Genomic DNA, 16857 nt, shown 5'->3' with positions numbered 1-16857 from the left:
GCGTCGCGGTGGGCGAAGCGAGCCCTCCTCGGCGGACGGATGACCGCGCCCGACGCGCTGTGGGACACCAGGCGCGCGTCACGGCGCGGTCGGCCACAGGGATCCGTCCACGGAGGGGAACTCGGCCAACAACCGCTCGACGTCCGGCTGGTAGGCAGCGCGCACGGCATCGCGCGTGGCCTGGTCGATATCGGGTTTGGGGTGGTCAAGCCCGACGCGGCGATTCCAGTCCTGAGGTAGTCGCCATGTGTCCGTGTCGAGCCCCAAGAAGGCGAACGTGCGCTTGGCCTCCTGGTGGACATCGAGCACGCACCGCTCGTACTGCAGCACCAGGATCTGGTCCCGATCGAAGTAGCTCAGCAGATTCCGCGCCTGCTGCCAGTACAGCCCCCTCCTGAACTGGTGGTCGATGGAGACGGGGTCGAGGTCGGATCCCCAGGCCGACTGGTGGGCGAGCGCGGACACGAACCGCTCCACGGGGTCGCGGAGCAGAATCAGGAGCTTGGCATCGGGGGCCGCCCGCCGCAGCATGGGCGGTACCCAGAAATCGTACATATACCGCGGCGTCCACTCTCCGGTGATGGTGCCGGGGGGTCGTGGGAAATAGCGGTGGTAGAGCGTGGGATCGATATCCCGCACACCGCCGTAGTGGTTGAAGAAATGAATTTCCTTCGCCCCGTAGATCTGATCGTTCAGGTCGTGGAGACTGCGTGGCGGATGACCGGGAGAAGCGGATTCGCGCGACGAGAAGACATTCGGATGGCTCATGAGGATCGACCACCACCAGGTGGTTCCTGACTTCATCGTTCCCACGCCGACAAAGTCGGGCGGCGCCGCATCGCAGTCCTGCGCTATCTCGGGTGGGGGCGGTGGGGTGAAGATATTGTAGAGGGGAGGGAATCCTGGCATGCGGGTACGCCCAACCTCATTCGACTCGGAAACCGATGGCGGAATTGCCGCGTCGCACCCATGGAAACACGGGCGTGCGTCCGCGCAACGGAATGAAATCGATGCCGGTGTCCGAATGGCGGCTGGAATGCCGTTTGCCCTCGATCGGGCGTTCGGATTTTGTCGTCGAGCCCCTCCCGCCACGATGGCATGTGGGCGGGTGGCAGGGCCGAGGGACGGGTGTCCCTCGGCCCCTGCCCGACACGGCGGGAGACGGAGTAGGGGTGCGGGCTAGGCAGTGTTTTTCGAACGGGTGAGGTCGCGTAGCCAGATCCGTATCGAGGCGAGCTGGACGGTCCCGTCGTAGATCGCGGCGCGCTTGTCGTACCTGGTGGCCACGGCCCGGTTCTGCTTGAGCAGGTTGATCGCCCGTTCTACAGTGTTGCGGCCGCGGTAGGCACCCCGGTCGAAAGCCGGGGCCGACCGCCCGCCGATCCCTGCGCCTGCGATTGGCCCGCTGGTCGGCGGGCTGGGCAATGGTCGCCTTGATACCGCGCCTGCTCAGGTGGGAGCGGATCGCCGCTGAGGAGTAGGCCTTGTCCGCGAGCAGCCGGTCGGGCCTGGTCCGGGGCGCCCGACCGAGCGGGCAGGTGCAGGGCGACCATCAGCGGCTCGAACATGGGCGCGTCACCGCGCTGGCCGGGCTGGTCGCGGTCACCAGCGGCCGCCTGCGCTGGTCGGCGATCAGGTGGATCTTGGTGGTCAGCCCGCCCGGGAACGTCCCAGTGCTTCCGAGCCGTCCGCTTCGTCCCGTACCGCTTCCCCTTTTTCGCGGCTCCGGCGGCGTGGGAGTGGGCGCGCACGCTGGTGGAGTCGATGCCGACCACCAGGTCTTCTCCGGTGGCGGCGTCGATGCGCAGCCGGTCGGCGATCCTTTGCCAGGTGCCGTCCAGGCACCAGCGGCGGTGGCGCCCGGCCGCGGTCTCCCAGGGGCCGTAGCGTTCGGGCAGGTCACGCCAGGGATCCCGGTGCGGGTTCGGAACAGCACGGCGTTGATGACGCGGCGGTGGTCGGCCCATTGGCCGCCTTTGGGCGGGTTGTCGGGCATGAGCGGGCGAGCAGGGCCCACTCGGCATCGGTGAGTTCATGACGGCCGGACACGCTCACCAAGATTGCCAGCGCGAGCCCCACTCCACCCGCCGATTCAAAAAACAGGCCCTAGCCGCAGTACTCGGCCTCCTTGCCGATGACGCGCTGGGGGCAGTCCGCGTAGTCGAGGAGGTGCATGACGGCCTCGCGGTTGCGCGTGGTCTCCCTGGGGATCACCTCGTCCGGCGGGTAGAAGCCGCCGCCGGACTGGCTGGAGGGTACATCTCGAAGGTGTAGTTGAAGATCCGCTGCTCGCCCACAGCCAGTCGTTGATCGTCCCGTCCGTGATGTACAGGTCGCTGGACTGCTCCGGGTGTAGCCGTTGGTCCCGCCATGAGGCGGCCGAGTTCGGCGTGGGTGTCGTAGTCGTCCGGCGTCATGCCCGGGCCGGTCTCGTCGTAGGTGTAGCCGTAGGGCCACAGGACCAGCTCACTGTAGGTGTGCCAGTCGATGGCGACCGTGATCTGCTGCTCGCCGTTGACGACCCGGCCGCGCACGAAGTCGGCGACGGCCTTGACCTCGGGGGCGGACTCGGGGGACGCGCCGCGGTAGGTCTGGGACGAGGGCCATCCCGAGGATCCGCCGCAGCAGCCCCAGTTGTAGTCCCAGTTGCGGTTCATGTCGGTGCCCACCGCATTGGTGCGGGGGTTGGGCTGGCGGTTCTTGCGCCAGTGACGGTAGCTGCCGGTGGCGATGTCGTGCTCGCTGCCGTCGGGGTTGAGGTTGGGCAGGATCCAGATCTCCCTGCTGTCCAGGTACTCGGTGATCTCCGGGTCCTGGCCGTACTCGTCGGTGAATATGCCCAGGAGGTACACCGCCATCTCGACGGTGAGGTGCTCCCGCGCGTGCTGGGAGTGGGTGAAGAGGACTTCCGGCTCGTCCTCGTCGGTCTCGACGTTGCCGCTGATCTTGACGGCCATGATGTCCTGGCCCCGGTAGGTGGAGCCGATCACGTGCTTCTTCGCGATGTCGGGGTGGTCGGCGACCGTTGTGTCCACGACCTCGGTCAGTTCGTCGAAGTTGTGGAAGGCGGAGTCGCTCGGCGGGAAGTCCTGGAGTCCCGGCGCGTCGGACGCGCTGGGATCGGGGAGCTCGACGAGGTCGTAGCCGAGCGCGTCGACTCGGTCGGCCTCAGCGGGGGTGGCGGTGATGACCACCGATTGCTCGCCCACCTCGTCGATGGCGACGCCGGTCTGGGCGATCTCGGTGCGCTCCTGGGGAGTCGAGGGGCCCGCGACCGCGTAGCGCTGGGGCGACGCCTCGTCCCCGGCGGTCGCGGGGGCGGCGCTGGCGGTCATGGCGGTGCTCAGAACGAGGGGGATGAGGGCAGCGGGGATGAACAGTCTGCTCCGTTGCACAGTGCCTCCTGTGGGGGATGTGGGGGAGGTGAGGCGCTGAACTGCACTGCCCATTTGAGATATATGGGAGTGAATCGTCAATACTTGAACAAGACAGATCTCGTGCCTGATTTGCCGCCAAATCCGGCATTCGGCAGGTAGGGTCGGTTGCGCAGCGGAGTCGATTGGCCACAATCGGCCATATCATGGGTGGAGGATTGTCCATCTCGATGACATCCGCTACGCCCCCGGCCCACCGTGCACGAATCATTGCTCTTCGGGGCGGAACCCGCTGCGGTCACCAGCGCGCCCGACCTCGCGCTGGTGACCGAGGGGACCGCGGGGTCCGCGGCGGCTGGTTGGCGGGCGTGGCATCCGCCGGGTCGGGAGCGTCACCGCCATCGGCGGCGGGGAGATCTCCTACGACCGCGTCACCGTCGAATGCTGGGCCGTCGGCCGCCGATGATGTGGAAGCACAGGTTCAGCAGGATCGCGCTGACCGCCGCGGCGACGATGCCGGAGTGCAGCACGAGTTCGATGGTGTCGGGGAATCCCTCGTAGAAGCCCGGGGCGGCCAGAGGGATGAGGCCGAAGCCCAGCGACGTGGCCACCAGGATGAGGTTGAGGTTGTCGGAGAAGTCGACCCGGCCCAGGGTGCGGATTCCGCTGGCGGCGACGCTGCCGAACAGCACCAGCCCGGCCCCGCCCAGGACCGGCATGGGGATGGCCGCCACGGCCCGCCCGAGCACCGGGAACAGTCCGAGGACGATCAGCAGGCCCGCGCCCGTGCCCACGACGTAGCGGCTGCGCACACCGGTGAGCGCCAGTAGCCCGATGTTCTGCGCGAACGAGCTGCCCGGGGTGGCGTTGAAGATCGGGCCGACCAGTGAGGCGCTGACGTCGGCGCGCAGCCCGGCCGAGATCCGCGCGGCGTCGACGCGCGACCCGGTGATCTCGCCGACCGCGATGATGTGCGACGCGCCCTCGGTCAGCACGACCAGCATGATGACGCACATGGTCAGCACAGCCGCGACCCGGAACTCCGGAAAGCCGAAGTAGAAGGGGGAGCCGAGCGCGAACACCGGCCCCTCGGCCACCGCGCCGAAGTCGACCTTGCCGAAGGGCAGCGCGATCAGCGTTCCGGCGGCGAGGCCGAGGAGAACCGCGATCCGGCCGAGCAGCCCCGGCAGGACCCGGGAGAACAGCAGGACGCAGCCGAGTGTCGCGGCGGCCAGCCCGAGGTCGCCCAGGGTCGGCACGGACGTCTCGGCCCCGTCCACCACGGCGGTGTGGCCGTTGGTGATCCAGCCCACGGCCACCGGCATCAGGGACAGGCCGATGACGGTGATGATGGTGCCTGTCACGACCGGCGGGAAGAAGCGGACGAGCTGCCCGAAGAACGGGGTGAGGCACAGTGCGAAGAGCCCTCCGGCTAGGGAGGCGCCGAACACCGCGGGCAGTCCGTGGTCACCGGCGATGCCGGTCATCGCGCCCACGGGGACGAACGAGGCCGCCACGACGATCGGCATCTGCGCGCCGATGCGCCGGTGCCCCAGGCTCTGGAGCAGGGTGGCGACCCCGGAGGCGAGCAGGGCGCCGCTGATGAGGACGCCCATCCCGGCGGCGTCGACCCCGGCGGCGGCCCCGAGGACCAGGGCGGGGGCGACGGCTCCGGCGTACATGGTGAGGATGTGCTGCAGCCCGTAGAGGAGGAGCAGTTTCGGGGGGAGCCACTGGTCCTCGGGCCGCGTCGGCGGGCTCCCGTCAGCAGGGAGGCCCGTGGTGGAGTGCTCCGGGTCGTTCGCGGTGGCGATTGTTGCGGCCGAGTCGTCCTTGGCGGACTTTGAGAATCTCATGCCGGTTTCCAGCCCCTTGCGATCTATGCTGCCCGGTCCCGATCACCGGCGCGGGGAGGTCGACCGGTGGGAGATCGGGTCGTTGCGGGTGGTTGGGCACTGCGGGGACACGAAGGAGACGCCGGTGGAGGGCGGATCGACGCCTTCGACGCCCGTCACCGCACGCGCGGACGTGCGGTTCTCACGGGAGTGGGGTGGGGGAGGAGCGGGGGAAAAGGGGCGGCGCATGACGGGCCGGGGCCGAGGGGACCTGGACCGCCCCGGCCGTCGCGCCGCCGCGGGATCACACGAAGCCGGGGACCGTCTCCCACGCCCGGCCGGCGTCAGGGGCGTCGTCGCGCTCGACGGTGGCCTCGATCTTGCCGTAGGGGCGGTCGGCCGCGAAGAACACCTCGTTGGGGTTGTCGAGCCCGAACGGGGACAGGTCGACCAGGAAGTGGTGGTTGTTGGGCATGGAGAACTTCACCTCGGCGATCTCCGGGTGCGCCTCCAGCACGGCCGTGCCCATCGCGTACAGCGTCTGCTGCAGGGCGAGGCTGTGCGTGGTCGCGAACGTCTCCAGCAGGATCGCCCGGACCGACGCGTAGGCCTTGTCCCAGGCAATGCCGTCAGTACCGACGTATCGCCAGCGCGCGGTGACATCGGTGGCCAGGATCCGGTCGGTGGTCTCCTTGAGCGTCGTGTACTTCGTCTTGGGGTAGCCGTGGAACTCCGACCCCGTGGATTTGAGCACGGTCAGTCCGTCCAGGCCGGAGACGACCCACTCCTGGTCGCCGTCCTTGGTGACGACCGTCGTGCGGGTCTCGCCGCCGCGGCGGACGAAGGAGTGGTCGTGCGGGCCGTCAGCGGTGTCGATGCGGTCCCAGCCGTACTCCTCGATCTCCTGGCGGGCGCCCTCGACGCAGTCGTGCTCGTCGACGAAGTGCCGGGCGAGCAGGAGGGCGAAGTCCTCGATGGCGCCGACGCCGTTGTTCTCCTTGGCGAGGGCGTAGACGGTGTTCTTCTGCGTGTCGGTGGGGACGCAGTTGGCGTTGTCGCCCTCCACGTGCACGGCGTCGAAGTCGCCGCGCAGCTGGGAGGTGACGCTGATGTCCTTGATGCGGTGGACGTCGGTACCGCGGTCGATGTGGACCAGGCGTACCTCGGCCTTGCCGTACTGGTTGTCTCCGAGTCGGATTCCCACGTGGGGTCAACTCCATCCGGTGTCAGGAATGTATGGAGGATCTGCCGACGCGGTGTCCGCGCACGCGGGGCCCGCCGGGCGGGGACTCCGGGGCGTCAGTGGAGTGCCGCGTCTGGTGCGCCCGAGGGAGGACCGCTGGTCATGCGGAAGGACCTATCACGCACTCGAAGAGGGAAAACGTCGGTTTCCGTGGGTCGTCTAGCTCCCCCTGTAGGTCGAGAAGGCGAATGGGCTCAGCAGGAGCGGGACGTGGTAGTGGGCGTCCTCGTCGCTGAGGTCGAAGACCACGCTGACCTCGGGGTAGAAGCCCCGCTGGCCGGTGCGGTCGAAGTAGCGGGCGGTGTCGAAGGTGACCCGGTAGGTCCCGGCCGGCAGCTGGTCGGGACCGAAGTCGGGGACGCGCCCGTCGTCATTGGTCGCGCCGCTGGCCACCGGCTTCCAGGAGGAGCGCTCCGCGTCTTCGGCGGCGTCCAGGCGCACCGGCACCCCGGTGGCGGGGCGGCCGAGGGCGGCGTCCAGAACGTGCGTGGTCACGTGGCTCATGATCCGTCCAGTACCTTTCCGACGCGCAGCAGTGCGATCTTGCGGAACTCCCCGGCGACGACGCGGGTCTCGGTGGCCGGATCGTTGTCCATCCGGTGCCGCAGGTCGGCCAGCAGCTCCTCGCTGGAACGCCCGCTGGCGCAGACGAGGTAGATATGGCCGAAGCGGGCCTCGTAGTCGGCGTTGGCGGCCTTGAACGCGACCTCGGCGTCGGCGCCGGCCGCGGTGACGGCGGACTGCTCGCCCCGGGACCACGTCGACTCGGTGTCGTCGCCACCCGCGCGCTCGCCGATGCGGGGGTGCCGGGCGATCGCGGTCCGCACCTCGTCGTCGGTCATGTGCCGGGCGTGGGTGTCGGCGGCGGAGAGGAGCGCCTCGCGTGAGGCGAAGGGGCGCTCGCCCTCCAGGGCGCGGACCCAGCGGTCGACGTCGAGGCAGCGGGCGAACTCGGTGCGGAACTCCTCGGGTGGCAGCGCGTTGACGCGCCGCAGGCCCGGGTCGCTCACCGCCTCTCCCGTGGTGCTGTCAGGCATGCGTTTCTCCAGTGGGCAGGTCGTCTTCCGGTTGGCGGCCGTGCATCGGCCTCGTCGGCCAACGCGCACGCCAACCGGTGACCTGCGGACGGGGCCACGGGCCGCTACCAGGGGCGATGGCGGCCGCACCCCGTGCTTCGTACAGATTTCGTAGTGCAGAAACTCCCTTTTACATGTCGGACTGTAGCGCCGATCACACGGCTGTTGTCAAGATTCTGCGCCGTGCCGATTCCGGACAAACCACCCCCGCCCCTCGGTTGGGCGTCGGGGGGTGGTTGACAAGGCCACGGCGGACACGCACACTCAAATCATTCCTTCAAGCGAAAAGTAGTTTTCGAATCGTGGAAAACACACCCTGTTCGAGGAGGCGAGACATGAGCCAGGCACCGGGCGGCGCATCGGGGCACACGCTGCGCTACACCGTGAACTGCTCATTGCTGTTCACCGAGCTGCCCCTGCACGAGCGCCCGGCCGCCGCGCGCGCGGCGGGGTTCGAGGCGGTCGAGTTCTGGTGGCCGTTCGAGAGCGCGGTTCCCGCGGACAAGGAGGTCGACGCCTTCACCACGGCGCTCGACGACGCGGGTGTCCGCCTCACCGGTCTGAACTTCTTCGCCGGAGCCCTGCCCGGCCCCGACCGCGGTGTGCTGTCCCAGCCCAACCGCGTCGGCGAGTTCCGCGACAACATCGACGTCGTCATCGGCATCGCCGAGCGCACCGGCACCCGGGCGTTCAACGCCCTGTACGGCCTGCGCCAGGAGGGTGTCGACCCGGCCGAGCAGGACCGCCTCGCCCTGGAGAGCGTGCTGGCAGCGGCCGAGGCGGTCGAGAAGATCGGCGGCACCGTCCTGATCGAACCGATCAGCGGCTCGGCGGACTACCCGCTGAAGACCGCAGCCGACGGGCTCGCCTTCGTCGCCGAGGCCACCAAGGCCGGGGCGGCCAACGTGGCCCTCCTCGCCGACTTCTTCCACCTGGCGGTCAACGGCGACGACGTCGCCGCGGTCGTCCGCGACCACGCCACGGAGTTCGGGCACATCCAGATCGCCGACGCCCCCGGCCGCGGCGAACCGGGTACCGGAGAGCTTCCGCTGGACGCCCTGCTGTCCGCCGCGCAGGCCGGCGGATACGACGGCTATGTCGGCCTGGAGTACAAGCCGACCGTCCCCAGCGCCGACAGCTTCGGCTGGCTGAAGCGCTGACGTCCGCGCCCTCCCGCCGGGACGCCGAGACGGCACCCGGCCCCCACGATTTCCACCTCCACGAGGAAAGGACACGACATGTCCACCGCGCACGACCTCTCCCACAAGGGCGACGTCCTGGCCCCGGAGCCCGTCCGGGACGGCAGCATCGCGTTCATCGGGCTCGGCATCATGGGCCTGCCCATGGCCGTCAACCTGGTCAAGGCGGGCTACCGGGTCACCGGCGTCAACCTCGACCCGAGCAAGACCGAGAAGCTGGCCGCCCAGGGCGGCCACGCCGCCCTGTCCATCGCTGAGGCCGTCGCCGACGCCGACGTCGTCATCACGATGGTCCCCGACTCCCCGGACGTCGAGTCCGTCCTCCTCGGCGAGGACGGCGTGTTCGCCAACGCGGCGCCCGGGGCCCTCGTCATCGACATGAGCACCATCCGCCCCGATGTCTCCCGCGCGCTCGCGGCCGAAGGCGCCGAGCGCGGCTTCCGGGTCCTCGACGCCCCGGTCAGCGGCGGCGAGGCCGGCGCCATCGAGGCCAAGCTCTCCATCATGGTCGGCGGCGCGCAGGCCGACTTCGACGCCGCCCGCCCCGTGTTCGACGTGCTGGGCACCACTCCGGTCCTGGTCGGCCCCGCGGGCGCGGGACAGACGGTCAAGGCCGCCAACCAGCTCATCGTCGCCGGGAACATCCAGCTCGTCGCCGAGGCCCTGGTCTTCCTGGAGGCGCACGGCGTCGACACCGAGGCAGGGCTGCAGGTGCTCAACGGCGGACTGGCCGGAAGCACCGTCATGACCCGCAAGGGCGACCAGATGCGCGAGCGGAACTTCACGCCGGGATTCCGCATCGCCCTGCACGACAAGGACATGAAGATCGTGACGACCGCCGCCCGCGAGGCCGGGGTCACGATTCCGCTCGGCGCCCTGGTGGCGCAGTTCGTGGGCGCGCTCAAGGCGCAGGGCGACGGTGGGCTGGACCACTCCGCGCTGCTCAAGCTCGTGGAGCAGCTGTCCGCGACGGCCGAGAAGTAACCGATCTTGAGAGGGTTGGGTCCGCTGAACGGAGTCGAGTGAGAAGGCCCGGTCGTGTGACCCGAGAGAACGGGTTTCCGCCGGCGGTTCTGGCCGTCAGGACTCGCGACTTATATCTGTGCTCCGCGCGAGAACCGGCGACCGGGGTGTTGGCCGCACCCCATGGCCCGCCGGCGGACCCCCTAAAACCCCCTAGCACGTGAAGGGTTCAGTGAAGATGGTACAGATGCCCGCGATGAACGCCGTCGTCGAGGTCCTGAAATCCGAGGGCGTCGACACCGCCTTCGGCTGCCCGGGCGCCGCGATCCTCCCGCTGTACAAGGCGCTGGAGGAGGTCGGCGGGATCGAGCACCTGGTCGTTCGCCACGAAGAGGGCGCGACCCACATGGCCGACGGCTGGGCCCGCACCAACGGCGGGGTCGGCGTCGCCATCGGCACCTCCGGCCCGGCCGGCACCAACATGATCACCGGCCTCTACACCGCGCTGGCGGACTCGATCCCGATCGTGTGCATCACCGGTCAGGCGGTCTCCACGCGGCTGCACCAGGAGGCCTTCCAGGCGGTGGAGATCGTCGACATCGCCAAGCCCGTGACCAAGTGGGCGGTGCAGATCAAGGAGGCCGGCCAGGCCCCGTGGATCTTCCGGGAGGCGTTCCGGATCGCCCGCGAGGGTCGTCCCGGCCCCGTCCTGGTCGACATCCCGCTCGACATCGCCCAGCAGGTCATCGAATACGATCCCGCGATCGACGCGCCGCTGGCCGTCGGCACCGTGGAGCCGCACCTGCCGCGCGTGGAGCGCGCCCTGGACATGCTGCTGGAGGCCGAGCGCCCGCTGATCCTGGCGGGCGGCGGCGTCATCATCGCCGAGGCCGCCGAGGAGCTGCGCGAGCTCGCCGCCTACCTGAACATCCCGGTCCAGGTCACCCTCATGGGCAAGGGCTCCTTCGACGAGGACAGTCCGCTCTACTCCGGCATGACCGGCGTGCAGACCTCCCAGCGCTACGGCAACGCCTCCTTCCTGGAGTCGGACCTGGTGCTGGCGGTCGGCGCCCGGTTCGGCGACCGGCACACCGGCCAGCTGGACGTCTACCGGGGCGAGCGGAAGTTCATCCACGTCGACATCGAACCCACCCAGCTCGGCAAGGTCTTCGAGCCGGACCTGGGCGTCGTCTCCGACGCCAAGCGCTTCCTCGGCGCGCTGCTGGAGGCGGCCAAGCGGCGCGAGGCCGGCCGTCGGCCGGGCGCCTGGGTGGAGCGGATCGCCGAGCTCAAGCGGACGATGGGCCGCCGCGAGGACTTCGACTCCACGCCGATCAAGGCGCCGCGCGTGTACAAGGAGATCAACGAGGTCTTCGACGCCGACACCTACTTCGTCACCGCCATCGGCCTCTACCAGATCTGGGGCGGGCAGCACCAGAAGGCCTACAAGCCGCGGCACTACCAGATCTGCGGCCAGGCGGGCCCGCTCGGCTGGGAGATCCCGGCGGCGATCGGCGTCCGCAAGGCGGTGGAGGCCACCGAGCCCGACGCCGAGGTCGTCGGCATCGTCGGCGACTACGGCTTCCAGTACATGGTGGAGGAGCTGGCCGTGGGCGCCCAGTACGACGTCCCGTTCGTCCTCATCATGATCAACAACGAGTACCTGGGGCTGATCCGCCAGGCGGAGATCCCCTACGACATGAACTACCAGGTCGACATCCACTACGACGACTACGGCACGGACAACGTCAAGATCATGGAGGCCTACGGCTGCTCCGGCCGCCGGGTCCTGGATCCGGGGGACATCCGCGAGTCCCTGGAGTGGGCCCGCAAGGAGGCGCGCCGCACCTCGCGGCCGGTCCTGGTCGAGATCATGATCGAGCGCGAGGCCAACACTCCGCACGGCCCGTCCATCAACGCGGTCAAGGAGTTCGAAGCGGCCCCGCGTAGTCCGCGCCGCCCACGGCCCGCCCCACCACCGCGCGGGTGGACGGCGGGCGGGCCCACGACCAGGGCGCCGCGGTGGCCACTTGGCCGGGCCACCGCGGCGCCCTTCTCCGCTTCGCCGCGCCGGTGCCGCGCGGTGCCCGGGGACGCGACGTTCGAATGCGGGGGTGTCGTCTCCCGCCGTCACCTGTCTGGTAGCGTGATCAACGTTATGCTGCGCGAGCTGCTCCTCCTTAGCGGCCGCGGCGCGGGTCGGTAAGAACAGGTCGACTCCCACGCCGCGGGGCTTTGCCATGGTCTGGTCGGCCACGACATCGCGAGCACACTTCCAAGGAGCATCTTCCATGGTTCCGCAGCAGCAGCCCAGCGGTATGCCCTTCCAGCGCTACCGCCCCTTTCCCGCGGTCGACCTGCCCGACCGCACCTGGCCGTCGAAGACCATCACCACCGCCCCCCGCTGGCTCTCCACCGACCTGCGCGACGGCAACCAGGCCCTGATCGAGCCGATGGACCCCGAGCGCAAGCACGAGATCTTCGACCTGCTGGTCCGCATGGGCTACAAGGAGATCGAGGTCGGCTTCCCCGCGGCCAGCCAGACCGACTTCGACTTCGTGCGCAGCCTGATCGAGGGCGGCAGAATCCCCGACGACGTCCAGATCTCCGTGCTGACCCAGGCGCGCGAGGACCTGATCGAGCGCACCGTGCAGAGCCTGGTCGGCGCCAAGCGCTCCACCGTCCACCTGTACAACGCCACCGCTCCGGAGTTCCGCCGCGTGGTGTTCAAGGTCGACCGCGACGCCTGCAAGGCCATCGCCGTCGAGGGCACCCGCCACGTCATGCGCTTCGCCGAGAAGTACCTGGCCGACTCCGCCCTGGCCGAGGGCGGCTACTTCGGCTACGAGTACTCCCCGGAGATCTTCATCGACACCGAGCTGGACTTCGCCCTGGAGGTGTGCGAGGCCGTCATGGACGTCTGGCAGCCCGGCCCCGGCCGCGAGATCATCCTCAACCTGCCGGCCACCGTCGAGCGCGCCACCCCCAACGTGTACGCGGACCAGATCGAGTGGATGAGCCGCAACCTGACCCGGCGCGAGCACGTCTGCCTGTCGGTCCACCCGCACAACGACCGCGGCACCGGCATAGCCGCCGCCGAACTGGGCGTCATGGCCGGGGCCGACCGCATCGAGGGCTGCCTGTTCGGGCACGGCGAGCGCACCGGCAACGTCGACCTGGTCACCCTGGGCCTGAACCTGTTCAGCCAGGGCGTGGACCCGATGATCGACTTCTCGAACATCGACGAGATCCGCCGCACCGTCGAGTACTGCACCCAGCTGCCGGTGGCCCCCCGCCACCCGTATGGCGGCGACCTGGTCTACACCGCCTTCTCCGGCTCCCACCAGGACGCCATCAAGAAGGGCCTCAACGCGCTGGAGGACGACGCCCAACTGGCGGGCGTCCCGGTGGCCGACCACCCGTGGCAGGTGCCCTACCTGCCCATCGACCCCAAGGAGGTCGGCCGCGACTACGAGGCCGTCATCCGGGTCAACAGCCAGTCCGGCAAGGGCGGCGTCTCCTACATCCTGCAGCGCGACCACGCCCTGGACCTGCCGCGCCGCCTGCAGATCGAGTTCTCCCACGCGGTGCAGGCCTGCACCGACACCGAAGGCGGCGAGTTCACCGGCGAGCGCATCTGGGAGATCTTCTCTTCCACCTACCTGGCCGACGACGGCCCCGTGGCGGTGCTGGCGCACCGGTCCATGCCGGGTGCGGACGGCGGCACCGACGACCCCGAGTACCGCATCAGCGCCGATGTGCGGATCAACGGCGAGATCCGCGAGATCACCGGCAGCGGGCAGGGCCCGCTGTCGGCGTTCTGCGACGCGCTGACCGGGATCGACATCAAGGTACGGGTGGTCGACTACGTCGAGCACGCGATGAGCGAGGGCACCGACGCCCGCGCCGCCGCCTATGTCGAGGCCGAGGTCGACGGCCGCGCGGTGTGGGGTGTGGGCATCCACCACAACATCACCAGGGCCTCGCTGAAGGCCGTGTGCAGCGCGGTCGGCCAGGCCGCGCGCCACGCGACCGACCACTGACCTTTCACTACCGCAGTCACAGCCCCTTCCGTTGATCTCGGAGATATTGGGGTCAAAATCGCTCGTGAGGCCCCAATATCTCCGAGATCAACGGAAGGGGCGAGGCGGAGCGAAAGCGGCGGCCGGTGCCCTCCCTGGGAGGGCACCGGCCGCCGGTGTCTGCGGGGCCGGGTTACTCCCGGCCGAAGTTCTGCGTCCAGCGGCCGTCGGCCTCGCCGACGCCGATGGCCTTGAAGTCGCAGTTGAGGATGTTCGCGCGGTGGCCCTCGCTGTTCATCCAGCCGTCCATCACGTCTTCGGCGGAGGAGTAGCCCGCGGCGACGTTCTCGCCGGACCAGGCGGTGTACCCGGCTTCCTGGGCGCGCTGCTGGGGGCTCTTGCCCTCGGGCGTCTCGTGCGCCATGTAGTCGCGGGCGGCCATGTCCTCGCTGTGCTTCTGGGAGGCCGTTGTGAGCCGGTCGTCCACCCGCAGCGGCCCGCATCCGGCGGAGGCGCGCTCCGAGTTGACGAGGGTGACGACCTGGGAAGTCTGGGCGGAGGAGCCGCCCGAGGGGGAGGACGAGGAGGGGGCGTCCGACGCGGAGGAGCCCCCTGCGCCGTCGGAGCCGCCCGCGGAGTCCGAGCCGCTCGACGATCCCGCGGACCCGGTCGAGTCGCCGCCCTTGGACGAGCCGGAGCCGTCGCTGTCGTCCTTCGGAGACTCGGAGGCCTCGACCTTGCCTTCGGCGGTCGCGGCGGCCTCGCGCTGGCCGGAGTCGCCGGAGGCGGACGGGGCGGAGTCCGTGCCTTTTGTGTCGTCCTTGCCGCTGTCCGTGTCGTCGTCGAAGAAATCGTCGTCGGAGACGGCGGGTGGTAGACGGTCGTCCGGGAACGCGCTCCCGGCGTCCGAGCCCGCCTGGGCGGGGCCGTGCCCCTGGGGTACCGAGACGAGGACCAGCCCGGCGGCCACGCCGAGCCCGACGGGAACGGCGACCAGCGCCCCGATGAGCGGCCGTTTCCACCGGTCGCGCGCTGTGGACGACCGGGTGGACGGCCTGGGTCTCTGCCGCGCCCCGGGCGATTCGTCGCGGTTTCTCGGCAATCGACGGCGTCCGCGTGCCATGACAGCCAGCCCCCGTTCGGTAGGGAATGTCGGTGCTCGCGCGATCGTAGACCAAATCGTGTCCTAAGGGGAGCATGAGGCTGAAATCCGGGGAAACGCGGGCTCTTCGGGTGTGCGGGCGACTCCGCATCGGTGCGGGACGCGGCCGCGCGGGGCGCGCAACCGGGGAGCGGGGACGCCGTAGGGGAGGGCCGAATCCCCCGCGTGCGCACGTCCGCCTCGCGCATCCGCGACAATGGAGGCGTGAGCCTTTACCGCGACGAAGGGGTCGTCCTCCGCACCCAGAAGCTGGGGGAGGCCGACCGCATCGTGACGCTGCTGACCCGGCGGACCGGCCTGGTGCGGGCCGTCGGCAAGGGGGTGCGGCGCACCAAGTCGCGCTTCGGTGCCCGGCTGGAGCCGTTCAGCCACGTCGATGTGCAGCTGTACACCGGCCGCACGCTGGACGTCATCACCCAGGCCGAGACGCTGCGGGCCTACGGCGAGACCATCGTCACCGACTACCCCCGCTACACGGCGGCCACCGCGATGCTGGAGACGGCGGAGAAGATCGTCGTCGTCGAGAAGGACCCGGCCTTGCGCCAGTTCCTGCTGCTCATCGGCGCGTTGCGGACGCTCGGCGAGAACAGCCACGACCCCCGGCTGGTCCTCGACGCCTACCTGCTGCGCTCACTCGCGGTCGCCGGGTACGCTCCCGTCCTGCAGGAGTGCGCGCGCTGCGGAACGCGCGGCGAGCACCGCGCGTTCGCGGTCCACGCGGGCGGCATGGTGTGCACGCCCTGTCGGCCGCACGGAACCACCCATCCCGCGCCCGAGTCGACCCGCCTGATGTCGGCGCTCATCAGCGGCGACTGGGCCACGGCCGACGCCAGTGAGGAGCGGCACCGCAACGAGTGCAGTGGACTCGTCGCCGCCTACCTGCAGTGGCACCTGGAAAACGGAATCCGATCTCTGCGCCTTGTGGAGCGTTCTTGAGCCTGTTCAAATCTTTCCCGTCGAAGTCGCCGGCCGGCGCCCCCGCCGGGGGATACCGTCGGCCCAATCCGCACCCCAGCGGGGCCCGGCCGCCCGAGCTCCCCAAGGAGCTCGTGCCCCGGCACGTCGCCATCGTCATGGACGGCAACGGCCGCTGGGCCAAGGAGCGGGGACTGGCCCGCACCGAGGGCCACAAAGCGGGTGAGAGCTCGCTGTTCGACGTGATCGAGGGCGCGCTGGAGCTGGGGATCGAGAACCTCTCCGCCTACGCCTTCTCCACCGAGAACTGGAAGCGCTCCCCGGACGAGGTCCGCTTCCTCATGGGCTTCAACCGCGAGGTGATCCGGCGGCGGCGCGACGAGCTGCACGCCATGGGCGTGCGCGTGCGCTGGGCCGGGCGGCCCGGGCGGCTGTGGAAGAGCGTCATCTCCGAGCTGCAGGACGCCGAGGAGATGACCAAGGACAACACCGCGCTCACCCTGCAGTTCTGCGTCAACTACGGGGGCCGCGCCGAGCTGGCCGACGCGGCGGCGCAGATCGCCCGAGCAGCGGTCGAGGGGCGCATCAATCCCGACAAGATCGACGAGGACACCATCGGCCGCTACCTGGACGAGCCGGGCGTCCCCGACGTCGACCTGTTCCTGCGCTCCTCGGGCGAGCAGCGTACGTCGAATTTCCTGCTGTGGCAGTCGGCCTACGCCGAGATGGTCTTCCTCGACACCCTGTGGCCCGACTTCGACCGCCGCCACCTGTGGCATGCCTGCGAGATCTTCGCCAGCCGCGACCGCCGCTACGGCGGGGCCGTCCCCAACCCGGTCGAGCCCGCCCCCTCGCCGCAGAATGGCGCCGAGGCCTGAGACAGGGAGCGGCCCTGGCGGCTCCAACGGTCCACAGCCCCCTGTCCGGCCATGCCGTGGAGCCGCCACTGGCCTTCCGATGCCCGCCACCACGGACAATTCGCTGCTCGCACCACTGACATCCAGCTGCACGCCAGCGCGTGATACCACTTACAAATTGGTGAAATCAGCGAACCTACTATCGCGTAAC

The 16857-nt window shown here is 69.7% G+C and carries 12 protein-coding genes and 2 pseudogenes; 6 read left to right on the top strand and 8 right to left on the bottom strand.

Going from position 1 to position 16857, the window contains the following annotated elements; genetic code table 11:
• Positions 1–78 precede the first annotated feature (78 nt).
• From CDO52_RS20200 to uraD, 7 genes and pseudogenes are all read right to left on the bottom strand, one after another.
• A complete protein-coding gene (locus CDO52_RS20200) occupies positions 79–909 on the bottom strand; it encodes a sulfotransferase domain-containing protein (RefSeq protein WP_083920053.1) in 831 nt (276 codons plus the stop codon).
• 270 nt (positions 910–1179) lie between these two features.
• Positions 1180–2049 (bottom strand): annotated as a pseudogene (locus CDO52_RS20195) (IS5 family transposase).
• A gap of 57 nt (positions 2050–2106) precedes the next feature.
• Positions 2107–3395, bottom strand: a pseudogene (locus CDO52_RS20190) (M14 family metallopeptidase).
• 410 nt (positions 3396–3805) lie between these two features.
• Positions 3806–5230 carry a nucleobase:cation symporter-2 family protein gene (locus CDO52_RS20185; RefSeq protein WP_017619363.1) on the bottom strand — a complete coding sequence of 475 codons (1425 nt, stop codon included), beginning with the start codon at positions 5228–5230 and terminating at the stop codon, positions 3806–3808.
• Positions 5231–5513: 283 nt separating this feature from the next.
• Positions 5514–6413, bottom strand: a complete 900-nt coding sequence (gene pucL / locus CDO52_RS20180) for a factor-independent urate hydroxylase (RefSeq protein ID WP_017619362.1) — start codon at positions 6411–6413, stop codon at positions 5514–5516.
• 198 nt (positions 6414–6611) lie between these two features.
• Positions 6612–6956 (bottom strand): hydroxyisourate hydrolase, encoded by a 345-nt coding sequence (gene uraH, locus CDO52_RS20175; RefSeq protein WP_017619361.1) that lies wholly within the window; start codon positions 6954–6956, stop codon positions 6612–6614.
• Complete coding sequence (gene uraD, locus CDO52_RS20170) at positions 6953–7489, bottom strand: 2-oxo-4-hydroxy-4-carboxy-5-ureidoimidazoline decarboxylase (RefSeq protein ID WP_017619360.1); 537 nt, start codon at positions 7487–7489, stop codon at positions 6953–6955. Before uraD ends, uraH begins: the two co-directional genes overlap by 4 nt.
• A gap of 374 nt (positions 7490–7863) precedes the next feature.
• Here uraD and CDO52_RS20165 point away from each other — a divergent pair, with 374 nt between their 5' ends.
• The 4 genes from CDO52_RS20165 (at position 7864) to leuA (ending at position 13733) form a co-directional block, all read left to right on the top strand.
• Positions 7864–8688, top strand: coding sequence for a hydroxypyruvate isomerase family protein (locus CDO52_RS20165; RefSeq protein ID WP_017619359.1), 825 nt, complete (start codon positions 7864–7866; stop codon positions 8686–8688).
• Between the two features lie 78 nt (positions 8689–8766).
• A complete protein-coding gene (locus CDO52_RS20160; protein WP_017619358.1) occupies positions 8767–9711 on the top strand; it encodes a 2-hydroxy-3-oxopropionate reductase in 945 nt (314 codons plus the stop codon).
• A 217-nt stretch (positions 9712–9928) separates the two neighbouring features.
• Positions 9929–11896, top strand: coding sequence for a glyoxylate carboligase (gcl, locus tag CDO52_RS20155; RefSeq protein WP_232524524.1), 1968 nt, complete (start codon positions 9929–9931; stop codon positions 11894–11896).
• Positions 11897–11981: 85 nt separating this feature from the next.
• Positions 11982–13733, top strand: a complete 1752-nt coding sequence (leuA, locus tag CDO52_RS20150) for a 2-isopropylmalate synthase (RefSeq protein WP_017619356.1) — start codon at positions 11982–11984, stop codon at positions 13731–13733.
• A 172-nt stretch (positions 13734–13905) separates the two neighbouring features.
• Here the strand turns inward: leuA and CDO52_RS20145 are convergent, their stop codons facing one another.
• Positions 13906–14814: a CAP domain-containing protein gene (locus tag CDO52_RS20145; RefSeq protein WP_017619355.1), complete on the bottom strand. Its 909-nt coding sequence runs from the start codon at positions 14812–14814 to the stop codon at positions 13906–13908.
• Between the two features lie 264 nt (positions 14815–15078).
• Between CDO52_RS20145 and recO the strand changes: the two genes are divergently transcribed.
• Positions 15079–15810 carry a DNA repair protein RecO gene (gene recO, locus CDO52_RS20140; protein WP_026125917.1) on the top strand — a complete coding sequence of 244 codons (732 nt, stop codon included), beginning with the start codon at positions 15079–15081 and terminating at the stop codon, positions 15808–15810.
• Positions 15807–16667 (top strand): isoprenyl transferase, encoded by an 861-nt coding sequence (locus CDO52_RS20135; protein WP_094932613.1) that lies wholly within the window; start codon positions 15807–15809, stop codon positions 16665–16667. Before recO ends, CDO52_RS20135 begins: the two co-directional genes overlap by 4 nt.
• The last annotated feature ends 190 nt before the right edge of the window (positions 16668–16857 follow it).

Origin of the sequence: Nocardiopsis gilva YIM 90087 (genome assembly GCF_002263495.1) — a bacterium.
GTDB lineage: Bacteria > Actinomycetota > Actinomycetes > Streptosporangiales > Streptosporangiaceae > Nocardiopsis_C > Nocardiopsis_C gilva.
The sequence above is the reverse complement of the archived record's forward strand: the minus strand, read 5'-3'. Positions and strand labels throughout refer to the sequence as shown.

Coding starts and splice junctions, on each gene's coding strand:
- CDO52_RS20200 (WP_083920053.1), bottom strand. CDS start 909: ATGCCAGGATTCCCTCCCCTCTACAATATCTTCACCCCACCGCCCCCA.
- CDO52_RS20185 (WP_017619363.1), bottom strand. CDS start 5,230: ATGAGATTCTCAAAGTCCGCCAAGGACGACTCGGCCGCAACAATCGCC.
- uraH (WP_017619361.1), bottom strand. CDS start 6,956: ATGAGCCACGTGACCACGCACGTTCTGGACGCCGCCCTCGGCCGCCCC.
- uraD (WP_017619360.1), bottom strand. CDS start 7,489: ATGCCTGACAGCACCACGGGAGAGGCGGTGAGCGACCCGGGCCTGCGG.
- CDO52_RS20165 (WP_017619359.1), top strand. CDS start 7,864: ATGAGCCAGGCACCGGGCGGCGCATCGGGGCACACGCTGCGCTACACC.
- CDO52_RS20160 (WP_017619358.1), top strand. CDS start 8,767: ATGTCCACCGCGCACGACCTCTCCCACAAGGGCGACGTCCTGGCCCCG.
- gcl (WP_232524524.1), top strand. CDS start 9,929: ATGGTACAGATGCCCGCGATGAACGCCGTCGTCGAGGTCCTGAAATCC.
- leuA (WP_017619356.1), top strand. CDS start 11,982: ATGGTTCCGCAGCAGCAGCCCAGCGGTATGCCCTTCCAGCGCTACCGC.